We start from the raw sequence: 23,306 nt of genomic DNA, 5'->3' as shown, positions 1-23,306 counted from the left end.
TTTCTCCGTGTCTAGAGCTAAGCTTCTCATCATTCTGGGTCCTACGGCCAGCGGCAAAACCCGCCTGGCGGTTCACGTTGCTCACCGGTTAAACGGCGAAATCATCAGCGCCGACTCGCGGCAGGTGTACCGCAGTATGGACATCGGTACGGGCAAGGACCTGGCCGACTACGTAGTGGATGAAAAACCGGTGCCGTATCACCTGATCAACATCATCGACGCGGGTGATAGCTATAATGTGTACCAGTTTCAGCAGGATTTTGCCCGGGCGGCAGCTGATATACAACAGCGGAGTCGACTGCCGATCGTTTGTGGGGGAACGGGGCTTTACCTCGATGCCGTGCTAAGCAGCCACGCGTTCACGGCCATTCCTCGCGACGATGCGTTTCGGGCGGACCTGGAAACCCGCACGGATGACGAACTACAGCAGCTATTTCGACAAATGCCCTCAGCCTATTCGGCCCTGGCCGACACCTCGACCCGCAAGCGACTAATCCGCGCCATTGAGATCAATCGGTATCTTAGTGAGCACCCGGATACACCCCTGACGCAGGCCAAAACGCCCCCGCCCGCTGTCGTGTTTGGAATTGACATACCCGCAGAACTGCGTCGGCAACGGATCACGGACCGGCTGCATGCTCGGCTGCAAAGCGGGATGGTAGAGGAGGTAGAACGGCTGCTACGACAGGGTGTTCCGGCGGAAAAACTGATTTTCTACGGCCTGGAGTATAAATTTATTACGCAGTATCTGCAAGGAGAGCTGGAGTACAACACGATGGTAACCCGGCTCGAAACGGCGATCCACCAGTTTGCCCGGCGGCAGATGACATTCTTCCGGAAGATGGAGCGCGACGGACTAACCATCCATTGGCTCGATGGTCAACAGCCAACAGCCGAACTGGTGGAAGAAGTTATATTGAGGTTTGATCCAGAAACTGTTCACTAATGATTTAATGAGATCCGTATGCAACGTTCAATCGCCGTTAGTGAATTTGCGCTCATCCGCAACGCCCGTGACTTCCCGGACACGGTCGGTTCGCTGTCGGAAGCGTACGTACTGGACGAAACGTTTCAGCAATTGAAACAGGTAGCCACCCAGACCGCCGATGTGGATGCTATACTGACGTTTTTTGTGCAGAAGGGCCGCGAAGCCATCCGAGTGAAAAACTACGTAGGGCTGCTCGAACTGCCCAACGGAACGCAGGTTGACATCCTGCCCAAGGTTGCTGATCAGCCTGCCGTTGCCCGAACGGCCCTGCTCAATATGCTCCGTCATCTGCGGCATAGCCCGTTTCGGACTTTTGTGGCCCATACAGGCGCAACGTCCTTACCGTTATGGGACGTATTCAGCAACGCATTTCTGGAGGCATTGAGTCAATTGGTCAGCCAGGGTGTGCAGCGTGCCTACGTACCGGTGGAGGGTAACGAACGCTTCTGGAAAGGCAAATTTCAGGTAGCGCGGCACCTGCGCGACAATGCCCACCATGCAGAACGGCTGGCTGTTCTATACGATACCCTGACGGTCGATCATGCTCCAAATCGGGTACTTAAAACAACGCTGCTTTTTCTTCAGCGTCATGGTACAGGCATGGATAACCAGCGACGGCAACAACAGTTGCTGTGGGCGCTCGACGATGTACCCACATCGGAATCTATAGCCGATGATCTGCGACAGATTCGTGCCATAACAACCGCCCGTAGTACGTCGCATCGGCAGTTTGCCCGGTATAAACCCGCTTTACAATGGGCCGAAGCGCTGCTGCAAAGCCAGGCGTTTGGTCTGAAAACAGGGCGTACGGGTAATTTCTCGCTGCTGTTTCCGATGCAGCGCGTGTTTGAAGACTACGTAGCGCACGGGTTGCGCCAGTACTATAGCCCGGGACAGGTTCTGGTGCAGGAGTCGTCGGCGCATCTGGTCGATGAACACATCGGCTCGCCCAGATTCAGGCTGCAACCCGATATTCTGATTCGGCAACCCGGGCGGACGTTGGTGCTGGATACTAAATGGAAACGCATCGACGGGGCCGATCGGGTCGGTAACTATGGTATCGAACAGGCTGATTTATACCAACTGTATGCGTATGGCAAGAAGTACGAAGCCGATCAGCTCTTCCTGATTTACCCGGCTAATGACACCTTCAGCCGGCCGCTCGATGTGTTCGGGTATGATGAATCGACCCACCTGCACGTAATTCCTTTTGATGTTACCCGGCCGCTGCATGAGGAGATTGCGCGCCTGAGCGGCTTTTTGTCCTAATGTTCACCCACCCGAACGCTACGTATGCCCATTCTGCTTACCGCCCTGGGAATCCTCGGCCTGATTGTTCTGATTGCGGTTGTTAAGTTAGACACATTTATTTCCTTCATTCTGGTGGCACTTGCCATCGGACTGGCCTCCGGTATGGATGTGCCCACGATTGGTAAATCCATTCAGACCGGCATCGGGAGCACCTTAGGCGACCTTGTCCTGATTATCGGCTTTGGGGCCATGCTGGGCCGTATCGTAGCCGAAAGCGGGGCCGCCCGACGTATTACGAACGTATTGATCGGATGGTTTGGTGTGAAAAACATCCGTTGGGGATTGGCGCTGGCCGGCTTCATTATCGGTATTCCGCTGTTCTACAACGCCGGTTTCATCATCGTTGTACCTCTGATTTTTACCATCGCGGCTTCATCGGGGCTACCAATGCTCACGGTGGCGGTACCGATGCTGTCGGCCTTGTCGGTAGCGCACGGGTATCTGCCCCCGCACCCGTCGCCCGCAGCCATTGCCGGGCAACTAAACGCCGACATCGGCCGGACACTGACCTACGGAATTCTGGTAGCTACACCGGCTATCATCATTGCCGGCCCTATTTTTGGGAAAACCCTCGGCCGATTCAATCCGAAGCCGGACCGTGAACTGTTCAACATCCGGGACGTACCGACTACCGATCTGCCAGGTACGGGTATCAGCTTCTTTGTGGCGCTCCTGCCCGTGGTGCTGCTGACGGTGTTTGGTCCACTCAAGACGTACTTTGCGCCTGGAACGACTGCACAAGGTCTCGTTACGCTGATGGCTGAGCCGTATATTGGTATGCTGTTGTCGGTGCTGGTGGCCGTGTATGCACTAGGTATCCGGCGCGGGCAAACCATGAAAGCCGTGACCAAAGACCTGGAAGAAGCCATCAAGGCGGCCGCGCCGATTCTACTGGTTATTGCCGGGGCTGGGGCCCTGAAACAGGTATTCAACGATTCCGGTACCAGCAAATACATCGGAGAGTTGCTGCTTGGCGTCCAGATGTCGCCGTTGCTGCTGGGGTGGGGCATGGCCGCCGTTATTCGGGTTTGTGTGGGTTCTGCTACCATCGCTGGGCTGACGACCGTCGGTATCATCATGCCTCTGATTCAGGCCCAGACCGTCAATCCCGAGCTTATGGTGCTGGCCATCGGGTCGGGTAGCCTGATGCTGTCGCACATCAACGATGCCGGATTCTGGCTGTTCAAAGAGTATTTCAACCTGAGCATCAACGATACGCTCCGCACCTGGACGCTGATGGAAAGCATTGTGTCGATTGTTGGGCTGCTCGGGGTGCTGGCGCTGAGTTTATTTGTTTAATGTGTCAAGTTTGACGTGTGGGAACAAAGTTGAACCTGAAACAACCCTTGACTTATTTCTAATCATGAACCGCGTATTCCTGCTCCTCAGCGTATTTGTTGCCGCTGCTTTACTCGCCATGACAGGTGCCAAACCCATTCGGATTGTTTTTTTCGGGGACTCGATCACCCAAGCCGGTATCAAACCCGGTGGTTATATTGATCGTCTGAAACAACGGCTTCCTGCCGATCAATACGAACTGGTCGGGGCTGGTATCGGTGGTAACAAAGTCTACGATCTGTACCTACGCCTGGAAGACGACGTGCTGGCACAAAAACCCGATGTAGTTCTGGTCTACATTGGGGTGAATGACGTCTGGCACAAAAGCAGCCACGGTACCGGCACCGACCCTGACAAGTTTGTGAAGTTTTACGAAGCGATCATCAAAAAGCTGAGGGCTGCCAACACCCGCATCATCCTGTGCACCCCAGCCGTCATTGGCGAAAAGACCGACTTTACCAACGCGCAGGATGGTGATCTGAACGCGTATAGCCAGCTAATCCGTGACCTGGCTACCCGGCAGAATCTTCCCCTTTGCGATCTGCGAAAAGCGTTCCTTGAGTATAATCTCAAAAACAACCCGACCAATAAAGATCAGGGCATTTTAACGACGGACCGGGTTCATCTGAATGACACAGGAAATCAGTTCGTTGCGGATCAGATGCTGCCTTTGCTGACGGCAGCTAAATAAGGTGCTTCTTGAGGCCGAACAGGTTTAACTCTCTTTTAATAAGGCCTAAATCTCAAATTAATCCGGCGGGGTGAAGTTTGTATCGTCAACGCACCCAAACAAGTCATCTTATGAAACCCTCTCTGAATACCTTACGTAACCTAACCGTTCTTTTAGTTTTTGTTGGCGTGGTTTATTCGGTCCTGCAAGGGGTACTCGGTCAGCCCTGGCAACGCGGGGCAGTTAGCCATGTGGCGTTTGCTTACCTTGCTTTTGTCGGTGCTATCGCGTTAGCCAGCGTAGTGGCTCATTTGCTGCTGTCGCTACTTCGCGGGACGAATGTTAAAGATGACCTGATTGGCTATGAAGTTGACGATTGTGTGATTGCTTAAATTGATTCACCGTAACCTAACTGGAGCGATGCCCGGCCCGAAATGGCCGGGTTTTATTGTTTTATGAGTTTCACGACAACGTCTGCCTGGCGAACAGGACTGGTGAGCTGCCTACTGGCGCCGGTATGTATAATGTTCTCCGTGTGGATCGGTTGACCCGTTGCTACGTTAGTCCATTCGGCCCGGTATTTTCCCTGGGGCAGGTTTATAGTCAGGACATACGTTCCACGGGTGACCGGCTCCGCGTAGACGATCCAGTGAGTTGTGTTGTTGGTTAAAGCCCAGGCCAGCGCTCCCGGCGAAGCCACCAGAGCCGTCGGTTTGAGACTACTGATTGGCAGGCCGTCGAAATAATGTTTCAATCCGCCCAACTGTTTCCGCAGCGCCGGACTACCCCCGCCCGGAGCCTGGTACGTAGTGTCCTGCCCGTTTTCAGAACCTACCGAAAACGAGTAATCCAGGTGGTTGAATAAAGCTCCCCCCGCCATCAGAAACCGCCACGCCTGCCGACGATACGTAATATCCGAGCGGCCAGCAAACCCCGTTTCATTGAAACCGATGGGCTTATTCAGGGCGTAGTTGTCAGTAACGGCTTCGGGCAGAGCGTAGTGAAAAGTAAAGATGGATACGTTGGGGTTGGGGCTGACAATGGGGTAGCGGAAGTTGCTGATATTCTGCGAAATCAGGTGCTTTTTAGGTAACTGCTTTTCCTCGGCTACGATCCATCCGGCTACGCGCCGTTGCCAGTCCAGGGCGGGTTCCGACACCACTTCGAGAGTGGCGCGCCAGTCGGTTTTTCCCTTCTCGGTGGTGTGGTATTCATTGCGGGTCATTACGGTGTCCTTCAGGTCGGCCCACGGTTCATTCTGGATTTCGAAATAGAGATTATCAAAGCCGTTTAGCTCACGGACGATCTTCCGGACGTAGCGTTCCTGATACTCCAGGAGGTTTTCGTTTACGGGCGTATTGATATGGTTGGGCAGTACGTCACTTGTGTTGTTGATGTTGTTCGCGCGGTTTAAGGCGCTATAGGGCCAACCCGTGCCGTAGTAGGACGAGAACAGATTTACTTCCACAATAACCCCCTGCCGCTGGGCCTCGGTCATGAAGTCGCGCAATCGGGCAAAATAGGCTTCATCCCATTTAGCCAGGTCAAATTTATTGCCTCCCAGCGCATAACCAGGTTCATTGCTCCGTGCCCAGGGTAAAATCAGGCGTCCGGCTTCGGGGGCCAATGTGTTTTTCTGGATACCGAAGTCGCCCAGTTTTTCGATGTAGGCGCCCGTAAAAAGCCTTGTGTTGTTCAGGCCGTCGGCGGCTAGGGTGCGGAGGTACGTTTTGTAATCAAAATCCAGGTTGATGACGGCGCCGTAGTGTTCGCCCGAACCGACCAGTACCGTTGGCCGGTTCTGATACATAAAGTAGTGCGGGTTGTCGGGGTGCAGGCGGAACGTAGCGACGGGCGACTGAGCAAAAGCGGAGGTACAGAGCAGTAGGGCCAGAGCAATGCGCTTCATAAATCATAGAGGAAGGGTATGCAAAAGAAGCGATTTGCACGGACATACTGCGTACGGGATAACGCTCATTTCACTCAGAAGAATCGTAAACATCTCTGCTACAGGTCGGGCCAGATTCTCAGTTTACAGTTCGGGGTTCAAACGCATCTGGTTTGTCCGGGTTGAGAAAAACAGGCAAACCAGGTGTCAGCGTATACGTCTACCGCTTAACCATCAACTTTTATGAGAAACATTCCAAGCGTGGGAGCGCTGAGTAGTGCGCTGGGGCTGGCACGCGAAGGCTTCCCTTTCATCTACAACCGCTGCCGTCGGTTTCAGTCGGATCTGTTCGAAATCAGTGTTCCATTTCTAAAGGTAGTCTGTATCAGTGGACCAGAGGCCGCCCAGATTTTTTACGATCCCGAGCGGTTTGCGCGACGGGGGGCTATCCCCAAGCGAATACAGCGGACGTTGTTCGGCGAAAATGGCGTTCAAACGCTGGATGATGCGGCCCACCGGCGCCGGAAAGAGATGTTTATGTCGGTGATGACGCCCGAGAATAGTCAACGCCTGTCGGATCTGCTGCACGATCATTGGCGAGCCTGCATCAAAAAGTGGGAGAAGCAGGACGAAGTGGTTCTGTTTGATGAGCTACAGGCACTTCTGTGCCGGGTGGCCTGCGCCTGGGCGGGTGTACCGCTGGTCGAAAACGAAAGCCAGCGACGGGGGCACCAGCTTTGGCAACTGGTGGATGCGTTCGGGGCCGTTGGACCGAGACACCTGCGCGGGCGGTGGGCGCGCAGCCAGACCGAAGACTGGATGCGAAGCATCATCCTTGCTATTCGGGAAGGCCGGATTCAGGCACCTGAAGGCACATCGGCCTATACCATGGCGTTTTACCCCGACTTCGACGGGGCACCCATGGACGCACAGATAGCCGCTGTGGAACTGCTCAATATTGTGCGGCCCATTGTGGCTATTTCAACATACATCGTCTTTGCAGCTCTCGCCCTACACGAGCACCCCGAGTATCGGGAACGACTGCAAGCGGGCGATGAAAAAGAGCGGGAGCGGTTTACCCACGAGGTTCGGCGGTATTATCCGTTCGCCCCGTTCTTAGGAGCAAAGGTTCGGTCGGCCTTCGACTGGCGCGGGTATCATTTTCCCAAAGGAGCCATGGTCTTGATGGATGTGTACGGCACCAACCGCGACCCGGATGCCTGGAAGCGCCCAATGGAGTTCTGGCCGGATCGCTTCAAAGAGTGGGACGGCAGCGCTTATAATTTTATCCCGCAGGGCGGAGGGGATTACTATAAAAATCACCGGTGCGCGGGCGAGTGGGTAACGATCGAAACGGTAAAGATTGCGCTGGATTACCTGACGAAGCACATGCAGTACGACGTACCACCCCAGGACTTGGGTTTCAAACTATCCCGCATGCCGACCTACCCAAGAAGTGGGTTTGTTGTCAGGCAGGTAAGAGGAGTGAATGTATGACAGAGAGCGGAGCCGGTTTCAGCACCTGACTCCGCTCAGTCTTTGGTTAGGGCAAGGCGAAGGCTACGTATTGGTTGCCTTTTTTTGCGCCGAGCTTGGCACCTCCACAGGCAATCACGACGTACTGTTTGCCCCCGATCTGGTACGTAGCCGGTGTGGCAAAACCAGCCGCCGGAAGCTGAGTTTCCCAAAGCAGCTTGCCGGTTTTTCTGTCGAACGCCCGGAACTTCTCGTCTTTAGTGGCCGCTATGAAGACAAGCCCGCCCGCCGTTACAACCGGACCGCCGTAGTTTTCGGAGCCGGTATTACGTATGCCTTTCTTCGCCAGTTCGGGTTCTTCGCCGAGGGGCACTTTCCAGACATAATCGCCGGTGTTGAGGTCAATGGCATTCAGCGTGCCCCAGGGTGGGGCAATAGCCGACATACCTTTACTGTCCAGGAATTTATTGTAACCGGAAATTTTGTACGGCACGACGGGGGCCTTGCTCGTTTTGCTGTCCGATGCGGCTACTTCCTGCTTTTCATCGCCAAACAGAAAACCGACCAGCGCCCGTTTGTCGTCGGCCGATAGCTGGGTGAAGCCCGGCATCATGCCCTTGCCATTACTGATGAGTTGGGTCACGTAGGGGCGGTCGCGTCGCTGACCGATGTTGACCAGTGAGGGATACCCACTGGCCGTGTTGCCTTTGCGCTCGGTACCGTGGCAACCGGCGCAGTTCTGGGTGTAGAGCCGTTCGCCGGTGCTCAGGTGAGCGAGCTGATCCTGTTTCGGGGCTTCGTTGAGCGAAATCAGCCAGGCGGCTTCGTTGCCATTGACGTACATGATTCCATCCGGGTCGGTGGCGGCTCCTCCCCATTCGCCACCACCGTCGAGACCGGGGTAGATGATGGTTCCCTGCCGACTAAGTGGCTGGTACGTTCCGGTCCGGCTCCGTTTGAACCGGGCCAGCAGCGAATCCCGGTCGTCTGAGTAGGGATTCAGGTCGCGTTCGGTCAGATTTTGCCGCGTGAATGGAGCCGGTTTGAGCGGTAGCGGCTGTGTCGGCCAGGTTTCCTCGCCCGGGATGTCGGATTTGGGCATGGGTGTTTCCTTAATCGGGAACAGGGGCTTTCCCGTTACCCGGTCGAAGACGAACACGTGGCCCGACTTGGTGATCTGCGCGACGGCATCGATGCGACGGGGCTTGCCGTCGGGGCCTTTCTGCGTTACGGTCAGGAGGTTGGGCGGGGCCGGAAAGTCGCGGTCCCACACATCGTGGTGAACGGCCTGGAAGTGCCACAAACGCTTGCCCGTTCGGGCGTCGAGTGCCAGCAGGCAGTTGGCAAACAGGTTCTGTCCCTTGCGATTGCCACCGTAAAAGTCAAAGGCGGCTGAGCCGGTGGGTACGTAAACGATGCCCCGCTGCCGGTCGATGGCCATACCCGCCCAGTTGTTGGCGCCCCCCACGTCGGTATTCTGGTACGTTTGTTTGGGCCAGGTATCGTAACCAAATTCGCCGGGCTTCGGGATGGTATGAAACGTCCAGGCCAGTTTGCCGGTGCGGACGTTAAAGGCTTGTATGTAGCCCGGTGCTGCGTCGGCACCTTCCGACAGTCGCATGGGCATGATTATCAGATCTTCAAAAACGGTGCCGGGGGTGTTGGAGATGACAAACTTGTCTTTCGCCTGTTCACCCAGTCCCGCGTGCAGGTCGGTGCTGCCGTTGTCCCCGAAGCTCGGAATCGGTTTGCCCGTGCGGATGTCGAGGGCATAGAGTTTTGGACCGACGGTATAAAGAAGTCGCTTGTACTCACCCGATTGCCAGTACGAAACGCCCCGGCTGGTGCTGTGCCAGACTTTGAGCGGATCGCCAAACTTCCAGAGTTCCTTACCCGTAGCAGCATCGAGCGCAAAGGCTTGTACGGTGGGCGTAACGCCATACAGCACGCCGTCAACAATGATCGGATTCGTCTGAATCTGACCACTGTCGGGCGTAGCATATGTCCACGCCACTTTGAGCTGGCCGACGTTCTCGGGCGTGATCTGCGTCAGGGCGGAAAAGTGGCTGCGATCAGGACCACCGAGGTACTCAGACCAGTTCGTGTAGTCGTTAGGTTTAGTATCGGTCGGGTTCTGGCGGAGTTGCGACCAGCCAAGCGCCAGCAAGACCAATGCACTGAAGGGGAGGAGCAGTCGTTTCATAGCTAGCACGAAAAATACAAAAATAATACATGATTCGTGCAATGGTAAACAGAGGCCGCAGCACGTATTGGTGTGCGATACGCTCAGTGAATTGAGGGTAAGTATGCTGACTGCCAATTGCTCAGCGGTAGCGCTGCTCCAGCCACCCTACTGCAAAAGACACAACAGCCGGAGCCGATAACAGGACTGAGGGCGCTGACCCAATCATTCCCTGCTGGCCACCTTCGGTGAGCAGAAACTCCTCAACGATAGTGCCGAAGTAGTCGTCCGCCAATTCGTCTACTACCGGATCGGCTGTATCAAACTCCTCGATCATACGCCACTCGACATGGTTACCAAACCGAAGCGGTACCTCCATTCGGCGAATCCGTTTGTTCGGTAGCTGTGCCAGATGCTCGGCATGGTGAAGCAGACTGATGGTATCAAGCGGAGCGCCAACCATCAACACTTTGCCGTTTGCTGCAACAAGCTTGTCGAAAGGAGAGCCCGGGCCATATCCGTAGTCAAATGGGTGATCGGCAGTGAACCAGGCGGCCCGGCCACCGAGGCTCCTGGGTTCCGGCTTCTGTGAGCGCCGGGCGTTGTACGGACAAACTCGGCAAAAGCGCCGTGGTCCCGGCTGGCTCTGGATGCGGCTGGGTCAAAGGGGGGAATGTCGGCTTTCAGGGCCTCAGGTACGTGTCCGGTTTCATCGATGGCATCCTCGTATTGTTGTTCCCAGTTTACGTAGCAAAGAAGCGTACCCTCAGGGCCTAAAACGTCTAACAAGGCTTCGATAAGGGTATCTGGCCCGCCTAACATTGGACCTGCCGAACGCAATGCCGCATGGACCATAACGGCGTCGCCGGATTGCAGGCCCAATGCCTGGAGGTGTTTGGAGAGCAGACGGAGGGTCCAGTATGGACTATCTCCAACGATCAGCATTGTCTGTTTAGTTAGTTTGTAGACATTCGTAAAGATACAATGCGTTGGTATTGATTGTCGGGCTTATCAGCAACTCCCCGAGCCCGGTCGGAAATGGCCATGGTGTGACAGGGCTGTGAAGGAGGATATGAATCGGATAAATTGATATATTCACCAGCACATAAGCTGAAACCAGGGTCGTAGTTTATTGCTAACCAGATCTGATAGATATGGATGAACTAGTCGCATTTTTAGGCGAGAATGGCTTCACGACCGATCAGCAGGAGGCTATTGGGCGTCAGTTTCATCGGCGCGAGCTGAAAAAAGGCGACCTCTTTTTGCAGGAAGGGCAGATTAGTCAGCAGTTGGGCTTTGTCGAAAAGGGACTGTTTCACTATTTCTGCAATCGTAACGGCGATGAAATCACCAGCTACACGGCCGGCCCCGGTGACTTTCTGGTATCGCTGAGCAGCTTTCTGCGGCAGCGACCCGCCCGCGAAACCATCCGTGCCCTTACTGACAGCGTTGTCTGGGCCATTCACAAACGCGGGTTTGACCAGTTACGCCGTGATGCTCCGCCGTTCGAAGCGTTCTACGTTGGGGTGCTGGAAGAGCAGATTGTCTGCATTGAGGACAGCCGATTCAACCTGCTTACTCTTACTGCTGAAGAACGCTATCAGAAACTGCTCGAAGAAGAACCCAATTTGTTGCAGGAGGTGCCGCTTCAATACTTAGCGTCTATTCTGGGCGTAACGCCCCGCCATCTGAGCCGTATCCGCGGCCACATTCGCTAACCAGACGAATTGGACATTTGTCCAGTAAATTGGCCGAGGGCTCGGCCACCTTTGTATCGTCAATCACAAACAAAAAGACGATATGAAGAAGATAATCCTGGCTGGCCTGCTGCTCTTGTCAGGCGCCACCTTCGCCCAGCGCTTCCCGCGCAACGAGGTTAGCATCAATGCTTTTCGCAATCCCTCCATCGGCCTGGAATACCGCCGGAACCACGTTTCCGTGCACGGTGGCTACTACCCAACCATTGTTTCCCAGAACGCCGAAGGAGCGAGCGTCACAACATCGTTCATCCGGGCAGGCCTTACGTACTGGTTTCTTCCAGTGGGCCGGAAGCCCAATCCCTCCTCGTTCTACGCATCGGTCTCCTACGTACGTGGCCTCGACCGCGACTACGAGAATAAGAACGGTGTCATCGGCGAAGCAGGCTTTCGCTGGATGGTCTGGAAAGGCCTGAATCTGCGCATCGGCGCGGCCGTACTGGCGGCCCCCGGACAAGACATAAAACTCAACCCGACCCCGGGTATCAGCTATTCATTCACCTGGTAGTGCGGTATGCGGTTTTCGGTATACAGTTTTTGGTAGGTACAAGCCAGAATAAGGATCGAGTCAATGGCCTACCACTACCGTAAACCGTATATCGAAAACTAAGAACCGTAAACCAGAAACTAAAAACAGTCATGAAAACCTCAGCAATGCCCTCAAATCGCCTGATTGGCACCTTGCTTATTGTCGGTGCTATCCTGGTACTTATCCCTTACACAACATTGACCGTGATATTTGAATATCCCGACATTCTGCGGGAGTCGCCGGGCGTCGTACTGACCCGGTTTCACGAAGGCGGTCCGCTGCTGATCGCCGTCTGGTGGGCCTTTGCCATTACGGGGCTACCCCTGCTTCAGGCCTACGTACTAATCGGACAGCGCTTTGACACTTCGCTGCCGTTCATCCGGTGGGCTACAACGCTGGGCGTGGTGTCGGGGCTGGTGCAGATCATTGGCTTACTACGCTGGACGTTCGTTGTGCCGGTGCTGGCCGATAACTACGTCCATGCTACCGATCCCGCCATTCGGGCGGCCAGTGTGGTTGTATTTCAGGCGATTCATCAGTATGGCGGAGTGGTGCTGGGCGAACACCTGGGTCAACTTTTAACCATTGCCTGGACGGTCATGATGGCGTCGGCGTTTGCTAAGCTGGGGGTGGTTCCCAAGTGGGTGAGCTGGTTAGGCTACGTAGCATCGGGCATCTATCTGCTTGCGCAGGGAGAGTTGTTTGCAACGGTTATACCCAGCTTCCCGGTCTGGGACCTGGCTGGTTTGCTGGGCAGTACGCTGTGGCTGGTCTGGCTTATTATCGTAGGGTTCCGGTTTTTGCGGTTCGCTGTGATCGAAGAAGTGGTAGTACCAGCCTAAATCTGCCTACCTTTACGCTCAGTTTACGAATAACAAACAACCTGACATGAGCGTAATTAAAGCCTTCCTGTTTGATCTCGACGGCGTTATTGTAGATACGGCTATATATCACTATCAAGCCTGGAAACGACTGGCGAACGAACTGGGTTTCGACATCTCGGAGGAGTTCAATGAGCGGCTGAAAGGTGTTAGCCGGATGGAGTCGCTGAATCTTATTCTGGAACATGGCGGCCTGACACTGCCGGATGAAACCCGCGCCGAACTGGCTGCTCAAAAGAATGAGTGGTATCTGGAACTGGTCAGCCGAATGACGCCTGATGACATCCTGCCGGGTGTACCGCAGTTCTTTGCGCAGGTGCGGAAAGCCGGTTTGCTGACGGCGCTGGGTTCGGTCAGCAAGAATGCGCCCCTCATCATTGAACGCATTGGTATGGCACAGGTTTTTGACGCGATTATCGACGGCAATAAAATCACGCGGGGCAAACCTGATCCGGAGGTGTTTTTGAAAGGCGCTGACGAACTGGAGGTAAATCCAGCCGAATGTGTTGTGTTCGAAGATGCCGTTGCGGGGGTAGAAGCCGGGAAGCGGGGCGGAATGTTCGTAGTTGGCATTGGTTCGCCCGGTGTACTGACCCTGGCCGATATGGTCGCGCCATCGCTGCAGGAACTGACCGTGGAACAGGTGCTGGACAAAGCAAAATAGGGCGGTTTGTACGTTGGTTTGGGGTGTAAACCGGTTTGTTTAATTGCACATGGCCCGCGCTTCGTCTTACGGAGCGCGGGCCGTGTGTTTTAGGGCGTACAGGTCCGTAGAGAGCAGCTTAAAAGCTCAGCCAGCCTGACACCTTGATCGAGAAGGGCGTTACCGGTACCCCAGAAATGCTGGAATTGTCGCGGTAGGTAAGCCGGTGCAGTGCATCAATTCGCAGTACTTTAAAGATGTTGTCGATGCCGTAGCCCACTTCTACGTACGGTGTGTTGCCCAGTGCCCGGAATCCCTGAACCGGGTGTCCTTGTTCATCTGTTGAAGGAATGGTATTGAGGTTAGCCTGCGATACGCTCCCCGTCAGCACTTTGGCCGTTATAAGTTCGCGCCATTTCAGTCGTCGGAGCAGCGGAATCCGGTTGAACAGCAGTCCACTAAAGTTGTGCTCAAATTGCAACTCCGCGTACCGGTCAGCCACAAATTCAAAGTAATTCATCAGATTGAAGGCGTTGCCAACGTAGAACAGCGATTCGTTACCCAGCGGAGTATACAGCAAAGGGTAGGGGAGAGTCGCTGGAATGATACCGGCACCAACTGTATAATACGTCCGGCCCAGCACACCCATCCGGAACGAATGCTTCATGGTCATAGCAACGCGGTGGTACGCAAAATCGCCCCCCAGCACATCGCGTAAACCGGCTGTGTAGCGTAGTGTCAGAATTGGTTTGCGGGTTGCCCCGGCACTGATACGTACATTGTCATTCTGAAGCATCACCTCGTCGGGGGCGAAGCGGGTTTCCCAGATGAATTCGGTGGTTCGGTAGCTATTTCGGATGCGCTGGTCATCGTCGCCGGCCTGCGGACGGAACGCAAAGGCAAACAGCGGATCGAACGTTCGATTACGGAGCGCAAATGTTTGCGTAAAACCCCGCCCGACCTCGCGCCGGAAGTAGGCCAGGTTATCCTCCTGAAAATACGGCCGACGGATGGTTCCGAAGCGGGAATACGCATAGAAGAACGAGTTGCCGCCGATGTTATCGGCCGACACCCCGACGCGCTCCAGGTCGTAGCTCCGACGAACGCCCAGTACGGTCCACGGCTTACGGTTGAGAATGTATTCGATGGTGCCACTGTATTTCCAGGTCCTGTCGGTGGTGCCGTAGGCCACATAGCCGCTGAGCAGCCATTTGCGACTGAAACCGGTGTTGGTTCGCAAACCCAGCCGAATACGGTGCCCTTCAACGGTGTTGTTGGCGTAGGTGTACAGCAGCGGACCTACATCGACGTTCAGTTTGCCGAGCGACTGGTAGCCAATTACGCCCAGCCGGATGGCATCGCCCGCTACTTTCACTAATGGAACATTCCGGACCGAATCGACAACCCGCATGGCCCGCCACTCTTCCGGCGACAGCGAATCCGGTCGGGCGCTGCTCCAGAACGAAGGGTCTTTTACCTTGTAATCATCAGACAGTTCGAGAGATGGGTCGTAAAACGTCACTTCGCGGGGCTGGCCTTCCACAATGTTGCGGGCGGCTGAGAAGAACCGGACCAGCCCCCCCGGTGAGCGGGGCGTTGGCTCGTCGGTATCGATCATAACGTGTGTCTGCGTCGGCAATCGGGCTCCCGATGCTAGTGTCGTCCATTCCTGCTCAATACGAATCTCATCTACAAAATTGATATTCGCCCGCTTGCCCACACTGACCTCAAGCTGAGCCAGGGCGAACTGGGTAGTGTCGATCCAGACCGATCCGGCAAAAGCAAGATCACTGGCGCGTTTTGGCTCAAACTCCACTTCGTAGCAGATAGCGTCGCCAATGGATACGGTGTCTTTTAGCCGGAAGGTGTACACGGTTTCCCACTGAGCGCCCACCGGCGAGGGGATGTCTTTGCGAAGTACGTTCAGGTAATTGCGGTAGAAGTTGTACTGCTGAAACGACGCTCCCGTCAACTGGGCAACCAGGCTGCCGTCGGTTACGCCGACTCCCCGCACCTGCGACTTCAGGACCCGTTCCTTGAACTTCTCGGGATTACTGCGGGCATACAGTTCAGAAAAGGTTTCGGAAATGAATACGGGTACGGCCGGATCGCCATTTTCGTCGGTCACGGCCGGAAGTTTACCCAGCAGCCGACCCACCGGGCCGGGTCCTTTGCCGTTTTTCCGTTTGCGGCTGAAATTGTTGACGTACGCTTCAATTTTGGTGTAGTTTTCGTACTGGTACCCACTGAGTCTGGCCGGGTCAAAGCGGTCGCGCCGACGAACAACCTCCCGGATGACGCGATAGGCCGGATCGCCCCCCTTGGCATATACTTTGACTTCCTGCAGCTTGGTGGCCGCTGCCGGGAGCTGTACGTCAATCGTTTGTGACTCGATGGGTAAGATTCGATACGTCCGGTTCTGGTAGCCCAGACTCGAAACCAGCAATGAATCACCGGTCTGTGTCGTGCGGAGAACGTACTTGCCCTCGGCGTCTGAAACCGTACCTTTTGAAAGCCCCTTGATGGCGACATTGGCAAATGGAATGCCTTCCCCAGTGGCCGCATCCGTAATGCGTCCGGAGATGACAAACGTCGATTGGGCCATGACGGACTGTACTACACACGCCCAGCAAAGCAGTGTAGTTATCAGAACCGTCCAAATACGTATATACATGTCATAGGTTGTATTCAGTTAACGAACTCTACTGTAACCGTAAAGTAGTCAACAAAGTTTACCAAGCCAACAGCAACGCGATGAAAGCAGGGTCTGTGTCTACCAAACCTGCTGAGCGTGAGTTAAAATTGATTATTCGGGCTGGATCGATAAAGCTATTTGGAGGTTAAGCGTTCATATCGACCGGCGAAGCATTGGTTTTAAAGGGGTCAGGCGTCAGTCAGTGCAGACGTTAATCTGCCGGACCTGAGTAGATAGACCGTTTCCCGCATCAAACGGTTGCACGGCATCTGAAACAGCCGCGCCCGGCCGAAAAAGTCAGCCGGGCGCGGTTCAGGTTGTACGAGGTTGCTGCCGGTTAGCTCAGCAGGAAATTAGTAGCCTGTTTGAGCGTACGTTCGTTCCCGGTTTCGGGGTCGTTGTAACTGCGCTCCCCAACCTCAATGTCGAGGGTTTTGTGAAGCAATTGTTTGGTATCCAGTTCGGCACCCTCCTTCACATCAATACCTGCGGTTTTAAACAGGTTAACAATGGCAGGCATCCCGGCTGGCGATTGATAGAATCGCTGCGATACGTATCCCTCTTCGTTTTCGAAGCGGCAGGTAAAGAACGGAATGCCTTTGTATTCGCTCGTTCCTTCGTCGATGCGGGTAATCTCGACCGTGTGATGACCGTCCGTAAGCAGCGGTTTGTCCTGGTCTTTTTCTACGGCAATTTTCATAGTATCGTTGAGTTGGTCCCCAAAATGGTTCAATGCAACAACCCATTGTCATGCGGTAATGTTTTGCCGAAATCAGCAACGAGCCAAAACGGCCCGGCGTTACAACGATCCTCGCCGAATCAACTGGAACGGGTTCTTGACCTTCCCGGATTTGCGCTCCAGCATCAGGCGGGCGGCCGTCTGGCCCATCTGTTCATGATCGGTCGAAACAACCGTGATGCCATCGGCCAGGACTTCTTTTAAAGGAGTTTCGTTGAACGACAGGATACCGACATCGCGGCCCAGTTGCAGGTTGTGGTAACGGGCCTGCCGCACCAGTTGAGCCAGATCCGAATCTTCAAGCACGATGTAGGCCGTACCAGGTTCGATGGTATGTCCCTGCGTTGTGCCCAGGATCGTAAACTCTTTCCGGTAGTGAACCCCGTAGTTCTGAAATCCCTGAATCAATTCCCGGGGATACTGCACATCCTTGGGAAAGATTAATGTCAGTTTCCGGTATTTTTCGAGCAGGTCAGCACCCGACTCCAGCGCAGCATACAGATCCGAACTGAACTGCTGAAACACGGCAATGTGGTTTCCCCTGAGGTCGGGCAGGTCTTTGTCCAGCAGTACCAGTTCGTTGGATGGGATTTCGGCGAGCAGATTCAGTACGTTTACCTCCCGGGCCGTGGCGGCATCGGTGGCGGTCTGGTCGTAGAAATGCGGCATAACCACGTAGTAGTGATACTGGCCGAGGTTTTCGCGCAGGAGCTGGGCAAATCGGGCGGCATCGTGATGATGCAGGCGCAGATCGATGATTGCCTTGTCGCCGAAAGTATTCAGCAGGGAGTAGTAGATGATCTTTTTATAAGCGCTGAGTTTATTCATCAGCAGCAGTACCCGGAGCTGGCCCGGACCCTCCCGGCGAATAAAATAACCTTTTCCACGAACGGATTGAATTACACCTTCTTTTTTCAGAACATTGTAGGCCTTCTCGACGGTATCCCGGGCCAGATAATACTCTTCGCTGAGTTCATTAATAGAGGGTAGCTGTTCGTCGCGATGCAGCGCACCGATTTCAATGCCGTGAAGAATTGAATCGACGATCTGTCGGTACTTTGGCGTACTCGAGTTTTCGTTGATACTGAAGTTCATGGAGCCGATTGAGGTTTGGGCCTTGTAATTTACAAGATTATAGCAGAATAACTCTACTCAAAAACGTACTTAATAAAGCCGAATTAACCTGGTGTCAGGTAAGCGCAGGACACGAATATCAGTCAGCGTAACAAGTTTTGTCCAATAACCACGTAGGCGAGCTACTTACAACTCTTTATGCAAACCCTCAACCGTCTAAGTGCCGATCCGGCCTCTTTTCAACATGTCAGTTACCTGTGGGACGAAACCCAGGCTGCTTCAATGGCTCACGATGAGATAGCTCTGCTTATCTATCGTTCAAACCTGCTTGGCCGTGATCTGCGGATCACAAACTACGGGGGTGGAAACACCAGTGTTAAAACTTCGGAAATTGATCCGTTAACGGGTGAGCCGGTTGACGTGATGTGGGTCAAAGGGTCCGGGGGCGACATCGGGACGCTGACCCGCAAAGGACTGGCAGGTTTGTATATGAACCGCCTGCATGCGATGAAAAATCGCTACCGAGGTCTGGCTTTTGAAGATGAAATCGTGGGGTTGTATGGCTATTGCCTCTACGATCTGGCATCGGCGGCTCCGTCAATCGATACGCCCCTCCACGCGTTTGTGCCCTATAAACACGTCGACCATCTGCATCCCGATGCGATCATCGCCATTGCCGCCAGCAAGGATGGTGAGCGCCTGACTGAAGAAATTTTTGACGGAAAATTTGCGTGGGTACCCTGGCAGCGGCCCGGTTTTGACCTTGGTCTGAAACTGGAGCAGGCCATTGAGAACAATCCGGGCATCGAAGGCATCATGCTGGGTGGCCACGGCTTCTTTACCTGGGGCGATACGGCTTATGAATCGTACCTCAATAGCCTGACATTCATTGAAAAGGCGGCCGTCTATCTGGACGAGAACTACGGCAAACGGCGACCGGTGTTCGGTGGTGTTCGAATGGAGTCGGCTACCAATCCCCAGGAACAGGCCACTACGCTGCTGCCGTACCTGCGCGGGCGGGCGTCGCAGTTCCGGCCCATGATCGGTCATTTTACCAATAGCCCGGCGGTGCTGGAGTTCGTCAATTCCAATGAGCTGTCGAAATTGGCCCCGATGGGAACGAGCTGCCCCGACCATTTCCTGCGCACGAAAATCCGGCCGCTGGTGCTGGACGAAAAGGTTGTAGCCGGACGGTCGGCCGAGGAACTGAAAACGTACCTGGACGAGCAGTTTGAACAGTACCGGGCCGATTATGCCGCTTATTACGAGCGTTGCAAACACGAGGACAGCCCGGCCATGCGCGACCCAAACCCGGTGATTGTGCTGTTGCCCGGCGTGGGAATGTTCTCGTTCGCTAAAGACAAGTCGACGGCCCGCATCGCGGCTGAGTTCTACCAGAACGCGATCAACGTCATGAAGGGGGCCGAAGCCGTTTCGGACTACGTATCGCTGCCGGAGCAGGAAGCGTTCGACATTGAGTACTGGCTGCTCGAAGAGGCCAAACTGCAACGGATGCCGAAGCCGAAGTCGCTGAGCGGTAAGATCGCCTACGTGACGGGGGGCACGGGTGGAATCGGCAGGGCTATTGCCGAAGTGCTGCTTCAGAACGGGGCCTGTGTGATGCTGGCCGACCGCGACCTGCTCGACGAAACCCAGACGGAGTTTGGTAAGGTGTACGGCAAGGATAACGTGCGTTCGGTCAAGCTGGACGTAACCGATGCCAACGCCATTGCCCGTTCGCTGGACGAAACGATACTGGCCTTTGGCGGGGTCGATATCATTGTGAACTGCGCCGGTATTTCGATCTCCAAGCCGCTGGCCGAAACGACCATTGAGGATTATGATCGCCTGCAGGACATTCTGGTGAAAGGCCAGTTCCTGGTGTCGCAGCGGGCGGTTGAGGTGCTGCGGAAGCAGGAGCGCGGTGGCGACATTGTCAATATTGTGTCGAAGAATGCGCTGTTTGCCGGACCGAACAACGTTGGGTACGGGACAGCTAAAGCGGCCCAACTACACATGTCCAGGCTGATGGCGGCCGAGCTGGGTGGCGAAAAAATCCGCGTCAACGTCGTGAATCCGGATGCCGTCCTGCGCAACAGCAAAATCTGGGCGGGCGACTGGGCACAGGGCCGCGCTAAAGCCTATGGTATCTCCGTTGACGAACTGCCCGCCCACTACGCCAAGCGGACGATTCTGAACGAAGAAATTCTGCCTGAAGACATCGCTAAAGCCGTACTCGTGTTTGTGGATGGCTCGCTGGCCAAGAGTACCGGCAACGTCCTGAACGTTGATGGGGGCGTGGCCGCAGCGTTTGTCCGATAATGCCAAAATTCCTGAACCCATGACCTTTTCCGATCAAATCAACGAATACAACCAAACCCTCGTCGGTGACCATAACTTTCGTTGGGGATACCTCGGCGAGCAGCTTAGCCGGTCGGGTCACGACGTCGAAACACTGCTGCAGCAACTGGCGGCTTTTCAGGTGGCTATCCCAAGTTGGGCGCTCGGTACGGGCGGAACCCGATTCGGCCGTTTTCCGGCCGGTGGTGAACCGCGTTCGCTGGAGGAAAAAATTGAGGACGTTGGCATTATTCACGCCCTGAACCGTTCGTCGGGGGCTATTTCCCTGCACATTCCCTGGGACATTCCCCACGATTACGCGGCTATCCGACAACTGCTGCAAGCCAACGACCTGATCATTGATTCGGTTAATTCCAATACGTTCCAGGATCAGTCGGGGCAGCCGCTATCGTACAAATTTGGGTCGCTGTGCCACACTGACGCTGACGTGCGCCAACAGGCTGTCGAACATAACATTCAGGTGGCTGAGTACGGTCAGAAACTGGGCGATGAGTGCAAAACCCTGACGGTTTGGCTATCCGACGGCTCCGATTTTCCGGGGCAGCACCATTTTCGCCGGGCGTACCAACGGACGCTTGAGTCACTCCAGACTATCTACAATGCCCTGCCGCCGGACTGGACGATGTTGATCGAGTACAAGCCGTACGAACCGCATTTTTACTCCATGCTGATTCCGGACTGGGGAACGTCGCTGCGGTTGTCGGAGGGCTGTGGCGCCCGGGCGCAGGTACTTGTCGATCTGGGGCATCATTTGCCGAATACCAACATTGAGCAGATTGTGGCTCGGCTGCTGCACTTTGGTCGGCTCGGCGGCTTCCACTTCAACGGCTCCATGTATGGCGACGACGACCTGACGACGGGTAGTATCAAGCCGTTCCAACTGTTCCTGATTTTCTGCGAACTGGTGCAGGCGGCTCAGGATGCAGTGGTCCGGAATCCGCCCGTTGCCTACATGATCGACGCCAGTCATAACCTCAAAGACCCGATTGAAGACCTGCTGCAATCAGTGCAGAACATCCTGACGGCCTACGCCAAAGCCTTACTGGTGGACACGGACGCGCTGTTCGATGCCCAGGAGGCTAACGATGCCGTTCGGGCTGAGGAGGTACTGCGCGATGCCTTCATGACGGACGTACGGGCGTTGGTTGCCGAAGCCATTCGCCGGCAGGGGGGCGCTCTCGACCCTATAGGTCTGTACCGGCACCTCAGCATTCGCCAGCAACGCATCGACACCCGCGGCAAGCTGGCTGTCGCTACGGGTTTGTAATGATTTTGGTCAGATAGACTCGGTCAGACCTACTAAACCCTAAAGCCCTTAACAAGCCCTGAAGCCTCTATGCAACTGACCGCCGTTTTCGACATTGGCCGCACCAACAAAAAATTGCTGCTCTTCGACGAACAGTACCGCGTTGTTGAGGAGATCAGCGAAACCTTACCTGAAACGACCGACGAAGACGGCTTTCCCTGCGACGATCTGCCGCTGCTAACCCGCTGGGTACGCGATCACTGGCAACAACTCCGTCGCCGGATTGAGCAAAGCAGCGATTCGGTTCAGTTGCGGGCGGTCAATGTAGCCGCTTACGGGGCTACCCTGGTACATATTGACGAAACAGGGCAGCCAGTGGCCCCCGTGTACTCGTACCTGAAGCCATTCCCTCCTGAACTAACCGAGCATTTCTATACTACCTACGGTGAAGCAATGACGCTGGCGCGGCAAACAGCTTCGCCCCCGATGGGAATGCTTAATTCGGGACTGCATCTGTACTGGCTCAAACACGTCCGCCCCGAGGTGTGGGCGCGGGTTCGGTGGTCGTTGCATCTGCCGCAGTACATTTCTTTTCTGATCACCGGCCAACCGACCAGCGATTATACGTCCATTGGCTGCCACACGGCTCTGTGGGACTTTGAACAGCACCGCTACCACGATTGGGTGCTGCGCGAAGGGCTCCATACGAAGCTGGCACCCATTGTTGGGCAACCGATTGTACAATACGCAGATGGTGTACCACTTGGGGGTGGGCTGCACGATAGTTCGTCAGTAATTATGGCGTACCTGAGCCGCTGCCAGGGTGAGTTTATGGTACTGTCGACGGGTACGTGGTGCATCACGCTCAATCCGTTCAATACCCAGCCGCTGACCGACGAGCAACTGCACCGCGACTGCCTCTCGTACCTGACCGTCGGCGGGGCCTTCATCAAGGCATCGCGGTTGTTTATGGGTCGGGAGCATGACTACCAGGTGGCCCGCATCGCGGAGCACTTCAACCTGACGCCGGATTTTTCGCGGCAGGTACCGTACCGGGCCGACCTGGTCGAACGGCTGCGGCAATCCGACCAGAACCGACTCCAGCCCGCCTGTATGGCCGGGACCGGCCCTTTCCCCAACCAGCCGCCCGGCGACTGGGACGTATCGGCGTTTGCATCGGCGGAGGAAGCCTACACGCGGCTGATGATCGATCTGGTCGAACTCCTGACTATTTCAATCAAGTTGATTGACCAGAACACGCCGACAATCTACGTAGATGGCGGCTTCGCCCGCAGCCAGCTTTTTATGCAGTTGCTGGCCAATCGGTTCCCCGAGAAAGCGGTGTACACCTCCTTACTCCCGCAGGCAACCGCCATTGGCGCAGCGCTGTACATTCGTCAGGACGACGAGCCCGTAGCAGGCTGGACGTTCGAGCGGGTGCTGCCTACTCAGGAGGCTTCGCTACCAACCGCGACGCAGCGGTCGTAGGCTTGATCTACGAGACACCGCTAATCTGGTAGAAATACGA

Annotated in this window: 18 protein-coding genes and 1 pseudogene; 13 read left to right on the top strand and 6 right to left on the bottom strand. The window is 55.2% G+C overall.

The genetic code is table 11. The features are described 5' to 3' along the window. Positions 1 to 7 precede the first annotated feature (7 nt). The 5 genes from miaA (at position 8) to BN8_RS17620 (ending at position 4,699) form a co-directional block, all read left to right on the top strand. Positions 8 to 946 carry a tRNA (adenosine(37)-N6)-dimethylallyltransferase MiaA gene (gene miaA, locus BN8_RS17640; protein WP_040006214.1) on the top strand — a complete coding sequence of 313 codons (939 nt, stop codon included), beginning with the start codon at positions 8 to 10 and terminating at the stop codon, positions 944 to 946. 18 nt (positions 947 to 964) lie between these two features. Then, positions 965 to 2,257, top strand: a complete 1,293-nt coding sequence (locus tag BN8_RS17635) for an McrC family protein (RefSeq protein ID WP_009283271.1) — start codon at positions 965 to 967, stop codon at positions 2,255 to 2,257. 24 nt (positions 2,258 to 2,281) lie between these two features. Then, positions 2,282 to 3,598: a gluconate:H+ symporter gene (locus tag BN8_RS17630; protein WP_009283270.1), complete on the top strand. Its 1,317-nt coding sequence runs from the start codon at positions 2,282 to 2,284 to the stop codon at positions 3,596 to 3,598. A 64-nt stretch (positions 3,599 to 3,662) separates the two neighbouring features. Continuing rightward, complete coding sequence (locus tag BN8_RS17625; RefSeq protein WP_009283269.1) at positions 3,663 to 4,328, top strand: SGNH/GDSL hydrolase family protein; 666 nt, start codon at positions 3,663 to 3,665, stop codon at positions 4,326 to 4,328. 110 nt (positions 4,329 to 4,438) lie between these two features. Continuing rightward, entirely contained in the window at positions 4,439 to 4,699 is a 261-nt protein-coding gene (locus BN8_RS17620; RefSeq protein ID WP_040006213.1) for a hypothetical protein, read from the top strand. Between the two features lie 53 nt (positions 4,700 to 4,752). Here BN8_RS17620 and BN8_RS17615 read toward each other — a convergent pair whose 3' ends face one another. Further along, on the bottom strand, positions 4,753 to 6,216 hold the full coding sequence (locus BN8_RS17615) for a hypothetical protein (protein WP_009283268.1): 1,464 nt from the start codon (positions 6,214 to 6,216) through the stop codon (positions 4,753 to 4,755). Positions 6,217 to 6,438: 222 nt separating this feature from the next. Between BN8_RS17615 and cypC the strand changes: the two genes are divergently transcribed. Continuing rightward, positions 6,439 to 7,692: a CYP152 family fatty-acid peroxygenase CypC gene (gene cypC / locus BN8_RS17610; RefSeq protein WP_009283267.1), complete on the top strand. Its 1,254-nt coding sequence runs from the start codon at positions 6,439 to 6,441 to the stop codon at positions 7,690 to 7,692. 46 nt (positions 7,693 to 7,738) lie between these two features. Here cypC and BN8_RS17605 read toward each other — a convergent pair whose 3' ends face one another. Next, entirely contained in the window at positions 7,739 to 9,874 is a 2,136-nt protein-coding gene (locus BN8_RS17605; protein WP_009283266.1) for an outer membrane protein assembly factor BamB family protein, read from the bottom strand. Between the two features lie 121 nt (positions 9,875 to 9,995). Then, positions 9,996 to 10,675: pseudogene (gene aac(3), locus BN8_RS17600) on the bottom strand (aminoglycoside 3-N-acetyltransferase). A 332-nt stretch (positions 10,676 to 11,007) separates the two neighbouring features. Between aac(3) and BN8_RS17595 the strand changes: the two are divergent. From BN8_RS17595 to pgmB, 4 genes are all read left to right on the top strand, one after another. After that, positions 11,008 to 11,571: a Crp/Fnr family transcriptional regulator gene (locus tag BN8_RS17595; protein ID WP_009283263.1), complete on the top strand. Its 564-nt coding sequence runs from the start codon at positions 11,008 to 11,010 to the stop codon at positions 11,569 to 11,571. 82 nt (positions 11,572 to 11,653) lie between these two features. Next, positions 11,654 to 12,118 (top strand): hypothetical protein, encoded by a 465-nt coding sequence (locus BN8_RS17590; protein WP_009283262.1) that lies wholly within the window; start codon positions 11,654 to 11,656, stop codon positions 12,116 to 12,118. A gap of 131 nt (positions 12,119 to 12,249) precedes the next feature. Further along, positions 12,250 to 12,981 carry a DUF4386 domain-containing protein gene (locus BN8_RS17585; RefSeq protein WP_009283261.1) on the top strand — a complete coding sequence of 244 codons (732 nt, stop codon included), beginning with the start codon at positions 12,250 to 12,252 and terminating at the stop codon, positions 12,979 to 12,981. Between the two features lie 46 nt (positions 12,982 to 13,027). After that, complete coding sequence (pgmB, locus tag BN8_RS17580; protein WP_009283260.1) at positions 13,028 to 13,684, top strand: beta-phosphoglucomutase; 657 nt, start codon at positions 13,028 to 13,030, stop codon at positions 13,682 to 13,684. Positions 13,685 to 13,802: 118 nt separating this feature from the next. On the opposite strand, the gene BN8_RS17575 is transcribed toward pgmB, so the two are convergent. From BN8_RS17575 to BN8_RS17565, 3 genes are all read right to left on the bottom strand, one after another. Further along, complete coding sequence (locus tag BN8_RS17575; protein ID WP_229368098.1) at positions 13,803 to 16,268, bottom strand: DUF5686 and carboxypeptidase-like regulatory domain-containing protein; 2,466 nt, start codon at positions 16,266 to 16,268, stop codon at positions 13,803 to 13,805. 427 nt (positions 16,269 to 16,695) lie between these two features. Continuing rightward, a complete protein-coding gene (locus BN8_RS17570) occupies positions 16,696 to 17,058 on the bottom strand; it encodes a hypothetical protein (RefSeq protein WP_009283258.1) in 363 nt (120 codons plus the stop codon). 99 nt (positions 17,059 to 17,157) lie between these two features. Beyond that, complete coding sequence (locus tag BN8_RS17565; protein ID WP_009283257.1) at positions 17,158 to 18,192, bottom strand: GntR family transcriptional regulator; 1,035 nt, start codon at positions 18,190 to 18,192, stop codon at positions 17,158 to 17,160. A gap of 177 nt (positions 18,193 to 18,369) precedes the next feature. On the opposite strand from BN8_RS17565, the gene BN8_RS17560 reads away from it, so the two are divergent. The 3 genes from BN8_RS17560 to BN8_RS17550 all read left to right on the top strand — a co-directional run bounded on the left by BN8_RS17560 (position 18,370) and on the right by BN8_RS17550 (position 23,266). Beyond that, positions 18,370 to 20,493, top strand: coding sequence for a bifunctional rhamnulose-1-phosphate aldolase/short-chain dehydrogenase (locus tag BN8_RS17560; RefSeq protein ID WP_009283256.1), 2,124 nt, complete (start codon positions 18,370 to 18,372; stop codon positions 20,491 to 20,493). A 19-nt stretch (positions 20,494 to 20,512) separates the two neighbouring features. After that, on the top strand, positions 20,513 to 21,799 hold the full coding sequence (locus BN8_RS17555; protein WP_040006294.1) for a sugar isomerase: 1,287 nt from the start codon (positions 20,513 to 20,515) through the stop codon (positions 21,797 to 21,799). Positions 21,800 to 21,868: 69 nt separating this feature from the next. Next, positions 21,869 to 23,266 carry an FGGY-family carbohydrate kinase gene (locus tag BN8_RS17550; protein WP_009283254.1) on the top strand — a complete coding sequence of 466 codons (1,398 nt, stop codon included), beginning with the start codon at positions 21,869 to 21,871 and terminating at the stop codon, positions 23,264 to 23,266. Positions 23,267 to 23,306 lie beyond the last annotated feature (40 nt).

The organism is Fibrisoma limi BUZ 3, assembly GCF_000296815.2.
GTDB lineage: Bacteria > Bacteroidota > Bacteroidia > Cytophagales > Spirosomataceae > Fibrisoma > Fibrisoma limi.
The sequence above is the reverse complement of the archived record's forward strand: the minus strand, read 5'-3'. Positions and strand labels throughout refer to the sequence as shown.